The 6,228-nt window shown below is 66.2% G+C and carries 5 protein-coding genes and 1 pseudogene; 4 read left to right on the top strand and 2 right to left on the bottom strand.

Annotated elements, in window-relative coordinates; genetic code table 11:
• On the top strand, positions 1 to 1,231 hold a 1,231-nt coding region (locus ACLP25_RS24195; protein ID WP_442471672.1), incomplete at its 5' end, for a transketolase-like TK C-terminal-containing protein.
• Between the two features lie 25 nt (positions 1,232 to 1,256).
• Here the strand turns inward: ACLP25_RS24195 and ACLP25_RS24190 are convergent.
• Positions 1,257 to 1,886 carry a transglutaminase-like cysteine peptidase gene (locus tag ACLP25_RS24190; protein ID WP_442471671.1) on the bottom strand — a complete coding sequence of 210 codons (630 nt, stop codon included), beginning with the start codon at positions 1,884 to 1,886 and terminating at the stop codon, positions 1,257 to 1,259.
• Positions 1,887 to 2,146: 260 nt separating this feature from the next.
• Here ACLP25_RS24190 and ACLP25_RS24185 point away from each other — a divergent pair.
• The 3 genes and pseudogenes from ACLP25_RS24185 to ACLP25_RS24175 all read left to right on the top strand — a co-directional run.
• A pseudogene (locus ACLP25_RS24185) lies at positions 2,147 to 3,523 on the top strand (KUP/HAK/KT family potassium transporter); the annotation flags it as partial.
• Between the two features lie 15 nt (positions 3,524 to 3,538).
• Entirely contained in the window at positions 3,539 to 4,030 is a 492-nt protein-coding gene (locus ACLP25_RS24180) for a KUP/HAK/KT family potassium transporter (RefSeq protein WP_442471673.1), read from the top strand.
• A gap of 129 nt (positions 4,031 to 4,159) precedes the next feature.
• On the top strand, positions 4,160 to 4,531 hold the full coding sequence (locus ACLP25_RS24175) for a hypothetical protein (RefSeq protein ID WP_442471670.1): 372 nt from the start codon (positions 4,160 to 4,162) through the stop codon (positions 4,529 to 4,531).
• 102 nt (positions 4,532 to 4,633) lie between these two features.
• Here the strand turns inward: ACLP25_RS24175 and ACLP25_RS24170 are convergent.
• A partial coding sequence (locus ACLP25_RS24170; protein WP_442471669.1) for a DUF3141 domain-containing protein occupies positions 4,634 to 6,228 on the bottom strand: 1,595 nt, incomplete at its 5' end.

Raw genomic sequence — 6,228 nt, 5'->3', positions numbered from 1 at the left:
GAGCTGGGCCGGCTTTGCCACCGCAGCCGGCGGAAAGGAGATGTCGACCACGATGGCCGCGGTGCGCATGCTCGGCGCCCTTTTGAAGGACGAGGCGCTCGGCCCGCGTATCGTTCCCATCGTCGCGGACGAAGCGCGAACATTCGGCATGGCCTCGCTGTTTCGCCAGATCGGCATCTATGCGCCTCAGGGCCAGCTTTACGAGCCCGAGGACGCCGGATCGCTGCTGTCGTATCACGAGGCGCGGGACGGCCAGCTGCTCGAAGAGGGAATCACCGAGGCCGGCGCGATGTCGTCATGGACGGCGGCGGCGACGTCCTACAGCGTCCACGGGCTGACGATGCTGCCGTTCTATATCTACTATTCGATGTTCGGCTTCCAGCGCGTGGGCGACCTGATCTGGGCCGCGGCCGACCAGCGGGCGCGCGGCTTCCTCCTCGGCGCGACGGCCGGCCGCACGACGCTCGCGGGGGAGGGGCTGCAGCATCAGGACGGCTCGAGCCACGCCATGGCGGCGCTGATCCCGAACTGCCGCGCCTACGATCCAGCCTACGCCTACGAACTCGCCGTCGTCATCGACCATGGCGTGCGCCGCATGATCGAGGATGAGGCCGACGAGTTCTACTACCTCACGGTGATGAACGAGCCCTATGCGCAGCCCTCGATGCCCGAGGGGGTCGAGGCGGACATCGTCGCGGGCCTCTATCGGCTCATGACCGCCGGGGAGCCTTCGGCGAAAGCGCGCGTGCGGCTCGTCGGCTCGGGAACAATCCTGCGCGAGGCGATCGCGGCGGCCGGGATGCTGGCTGAAGACTGGAACGTCGCCAGCGAAGTGTTCAGCGCGACGAGCTTTTCCGAGCTCGCGCGCGAGGCGGCCGAGGTCGAGCGGTGGAACCGGCTGCATCCGGGCGAGGCGCCCCGCGTGAGCCATGTCGCGAGGCTGCTCGCCGGACGCGCGCCGATCGTCGCGGCGACCGACTATGTCCGCGCCTACCCGCAGCGCATCGCCAGCTCCGTCCAAGCGCGCTTCATCGCGTTGGGAACCGATGGGTTCGGCCGCAGCGACACGCGCGCCGAGTTGCGCCGGTTCTTCGAGGTCGACCGCCGCCACATCGCGCTGGCGGCGCTTCACGCGCTCGTCGAGGAGGGAATGCTCGGGCGCGAGACGCTGGTGAAGGCGATCGAGCGTTACGGCGTCGACCCGGACGCTTCGGCGCCGTGGACTCGCTGAGGAAGGGGGAGCACGACGGCGAGCATTACTGGCTCGCGGCTTCCGCGGGCGCCGCGCCGGTCGCCCCGCCGAGGCTCAGCCAGATGTTGGGGTCGTCCTGCGCCTGGCGTTTGAAGAACGCGTAGCCGGTCGCGTTCCACGGGCGGATGTCGTCCGACAGGTTGTCGAGCACGAAGTCGCCGCGGTCGGTCTTGACGGTCAGCACGGCGTGGCCCTCGCCATTGAGATCGCGCACGATCGTCATCAACAGCGCCTGACGGGGAAATCCGCGCTCGATCAGAAGCTTGCGCTTGAACAGCGCATAGATCGTGCAGTCGCCCTTGCCGTCGACCGGATAATCCCAGTGGTCGAGCGTGGTGCCCCAGTGCTCGACGTTGCTCAAGGGCTCGATCGTGGTGTTGGCCAGGACGTTGACGTCATCCAGAGTCTTCCATACCTGCCGCGTCATATGAACGTCGACGGGATTGAGCTTGCCCAGCGTACATTCCTCGGCGTGACGGTTGCAGAAGTCGACCCAGCCGTAGGGCATGGTCGTTTGGCCGCCGACCGGCGTGAAGCTCGCCTTTGGCAGGTCCTCCGAGGCTTCCCCAAAGCCGATCCAGGCGAGGCCGAGGAGGCTCGCCGCGGTGAGAAAGCTGAGGAACCGATTGAACATGTTCGCGTCCGCCATGGTCCGATGGAGCGAGCATCGCGGCGCCGGCTTGGCGGGCGGCTGAAAAATTTGCTCGAATTTTATCGATCGCGGCCTTGCCGAGACGCGAAATTTCTTAATCTTGACAAGAGGTTTGCTTTATTCTTCGTTCACCGTCTTCCGTTGCGGAACGTTTACCGAGCGGGCTCTTCGAAGCGGCCAGCCGTCAAGCGTTTGTTTCAGTTAGCGGCTATCGATTAGGACATGGGCGGCGGGAGAGCGGCATGGCTGGCGAAGCGAACGGCAATCAGACGGCTTCGGTCGGGCGCACGGCCCTCGCCGGCGTCGCGGCGCTCGGCGTGGTGTTCGGCGACATCGGCACGAGCCCGCTCTACACACTCAAGACCGTGCTCGACTACACCGGACCGCATCCGGACGCGGGGGCGACGCTCGGGGCGCTGTCGCTGATCCTGTGGACGCTCTTCCTCATCACCGCCGTCAAATACGTCAACTTCGCCATGCGGGTCGACAACGACGGGGAGGGCGGCATCATCGCGCTGATGACGCTCCTCGGCGTCAAGCAGCATCGGCGGCCGATCATTATCGCCGTCGGCCTGTTCGGGGCGGCGCTCATCTACGGCGACGGCGCGATCACCCCGGCGATCTCGGTGCTCTCGGCGCTCGAGGGCGTGGAGCAGATCGCCCCGAGCCTGACGACCTATGTGCTGCCGGCTGCGACGATCGTTCTCTTGGCGCTGTTCGCGGTCCAGCCGTTCGGGACTGCTGCGATCGGCCGCGCCTTCGGACCGATCATGCTCCTCTGGTTCGTCGTGATCGCCGTGCTCGGGCTCTACGGGATCCTTCAGCATCCGACCGTGCTCGCGGCGGTGAACCCGGTCTACGGGATCGACTATCTGATGCGCGGCGGGGCGACCGGATTTCTGGTGCTCGGCGGCGTGTTTCTCTGCGTCACCGGCGCGGAGGCCCTCTACGCCGACATGGGCCATTTCGGCGTCGGGCCGATATGGCTCTAGTGGTGTGGCGTCGTCTTTCCGGCGCTGATCCTCAACTACGCCGGTCAGGCGGCGATCGTGCTCGAAGGCTCGCCGACCGAGGGCAACATCTTCTATCGCCTCTGCCCAGGGCCGCTGCTGACGCCGCTGATCCTCCTCGCAACGGTCGCCACCGTTATCGCCAGCCAGTCGATCATCACCGGCGCCTATTCGATGACCCGTCAGGCGATCCAGCTCGGCTGGCTGCCGCGCATGACCATCACCCAGACGTCGGAAGAGGGCTACGGCCAGATCTATGTCGGCGCGGTCAACTGGCTTTTGATGATCGTCACGCTCGGGCTCACGATCGGCTTCGGCAAGTCCGACAATCTCGCCGCCGCCTACGGCATCGCGGTGTCGGCGACCATGCTGATGACGAGCGTGCTCCTGTTCATCGCCATGCGCGATATCTGGAACTGGCCGGTCGCCGCCGCCGGCGCGGTCGCGGCCTGCTTCATCGTGATCGACGGCAGCTTCCTCGCCGCCAACCTGGCGAAGGTCCTTCAGGGCGGCTGGGTTCCGCTCCTGCTCGCCTCGGTCGTCTACGCAATCATGTGGATCTGGCACCGCGGCGCGATGGCGCTCCAGGCCCGGATCGAGGCCGAGCTCACGCCGCTTTCGGAGATGGACGCGTTGCTCAGGTCAGGCAAGATCGCGCGCGTGCCGGGCACGGCGGTGTTCCTGACCCGCGCCACCGACAAGACTCCGCCGGTCATGTCGTGGCACGTCAGGCAGAACCGCGCGCTGCACCAGCACGTCCTGGCCCTGAATTTGGCCACGCTCTCGGTTCCCTGGACCGACCCCGAGGAAAGAGTGACGGTCAAGCACGAGGCCGACAACTTCTGGCGCGGGCAAGCGCGGATCGGCTTCATGGAGCATCCCGACGTCGCCGCGATCCTGGCCGATTGCAAGAGGCAGGGCGCGGCGATCGACCTCGACGACGTGACCTACTACGTCGGCGCCGAGACGATTGTTGCGGCCGAGGACGGCAAGGGCATCCCGCGCTGGCAGGAGGCTCTGTTCGCCGCAATGAACCGCAACGCCGCGCGCATCAGCGACTATCTCGCGCTTCCCTACGACCAGGTGGTCGAGATCGGCCGGGAGATCGAACTCTAAACTTTTCGGAATGCCGGCGCCGGCCGCGCGGGCCGGTAACGCTTCCGTAGGAGACTTGCGTCAACTTCAGCTGCAGGCGCGTCTTTTTTGCGCGCGAGGCCGGTCGCGACCATGCACGAAGCCGTTCACATGAGCGCGGAAGCGCCGCGCGGGTCCCAGCTTCTGGAAGAATTCCTCGACGTCGTTCCCGAGCTGGCGAAGCTTGGCGGCGGCCTCGAGGGGCAGGCCTGGGCGACCATCAGCCTCATCGCGCAGTTCTGGGAATGCCTGCTGGAGCACATCGACGAGCATGACGACAAGTTCCGCTTCGACATCGTCCGAGGTCTGAGAAAACTATACAACATCCACTGCGAGACCAACGTCCCCCTTGCCTGCGGCGTGCTGATCATGGCGCTGAACATCGAGGCCTCCAGTCTTCACGACGAAGACGCCAGGCTGGTCCGCTCACTCACGCACTTGCAGGTGGCGAAGGCGCGGATGGGGTCGGCGCTCGAGACGTAGCCGAAAGTCCGCGAAGGCGGCGGCGTAGCGTTCAAGCGCTCCGCCGGCGGGTCAATGTCGTCGCGCCGGGAAGCCCCCGGCGCTCGTTCGTCATGGACTGGCTTATTCCGCGGCTTCGCGCGTGCGGCGCCCCTTCGACTTCGGCGCCGGTTCGGTCGCGGCGGTCTCCGCCACCGCCTCGGGCGCGATCGGCGCGACGGCGTCCAGCGGGACCTTCTCAATCTCGTCGCCCAGGTCGGCGCGGGCGCCTTCGCTCAGCGTCAGCGGATCCTGGCGCGGCACCGGCAAGGCGAGACCCTTCAGGCCGAGCGCCGAATGGAAGCGCTGGACGAGCTGGATCGTGGCAGGCTCCATCTCCTCGATCGCGCCGGCGATATATTCGACGACCTCGATCGCGCGCTGGCGGTCCTCCATCCGGGGGAGCAGGTGGGGCAGCGTCTCGATCGCGCGCTCGCGCTCGAACTCGACGATGAGCGACTGCTCGTGGATGAGGCCCGCCCGCTTCTCGGGCCCAAGCGAGGCGAAAGGCTCGTCGTGGCCGAGAACCTTGGCGGAACGCTCGAGCCGGTCGCGTCGGACGGTCGCGCGCGACTCGGCCATCAGGATCAGCATGCGGATCACCGCCTCCTCGAAGCTTCCGCGATCGACGTTGAGCAGCACGGACTGCACCTCCGGCAGGAAGCGCAGGGCCTTCGGGTCCTTGCGGGTGCGCTCGAAGGCGAACTTCTCGCCGAGACGCAGCATCGCGGGCGAGCTGTAGATGCCGAAGAACGTCATCTCGTACATCGCGTCGCGGAAGTCGCGATAGGCGTCGAACGCATTCTCCACGCTGCTGGCCCACAGCTTCTCGGCGAACAGGAACGGGTTGTTCGGGTCGGCGGGCTGACGCTCCGCCGCGACCTTCCGCGCCTGTTCCGCGACCCCCTTCATCAACGGGTTCGCGTCGCCGAACATCGTGCGCGACACGCGGGCGGGATGCGTCTTCTTGAGGAGGTCGGCGACCTGCGGCGTGACCCACGACTGGACGAGCGGACGCGCCCAGATGTCATAGAGCTCGGTGCCGAGCTCCGAGAAGCGTTCGACGGCGGCGAAGTCGCGTTCGTCCGAGCGGTCGTTGTCGTCGATGGCGAGAATGTCGGACGTCTTGCGCTCGTGGAAGCTCACGGTGAATCGCGCGTCGACCCCCTCGCCGATCTGTTCGTCGATCGTCATTTCGTAGAGGCCGGGGGCGAGCGCCTCGATCGTCTTCATCGTCGAGCTGACCTCGGTGTGCTCCTTCTTGGCGATCGAGGAGGACACGAAGATGCCGAGGTGGCCGACCTTGTCGTGGACCATGTAGATGATGCGCTGGCCGCGGATCTTGATCTCGTGCTCGTCAGCGTAGGTGTCGACGATCCAGTTGAGCGCCTGCTGCGGCGGGGTGATATTGTCGCCCCAGGAGGCGAACACGATGATCGGCGAGCGGATCGCCTTGAGGTCGATCGGGCGACCGGGCTCGAGGTTCGCCTCGTGGCGGGCGAGCTTGTTGCCGATGAACAGGTTCTCGACGATCCAGTGAATCTCTTGCTCGTTCATGAAGTGGAAGCCGCCCCACCACTTCTCGAACTCGAGGAAGCTCGCGCGCGACTTCTCGGGCGCCGTGAACAGGTCGTAGAACTTGCCGAAGAAGTTGCGGCCGGGATTGAGCTGCTCGAAGT

The organism is Roseiarcus sp., from assembly GCF_052145395.1.
Lineage (GTDB): Bacteria > Pseudomonadota > Alphaproteobacteria > Rhizobiales > Beijerinckiaceae > Roseiarcus.
This window is presented reverse-complemented; position numbering and strand designations above follow the sequence as displayed.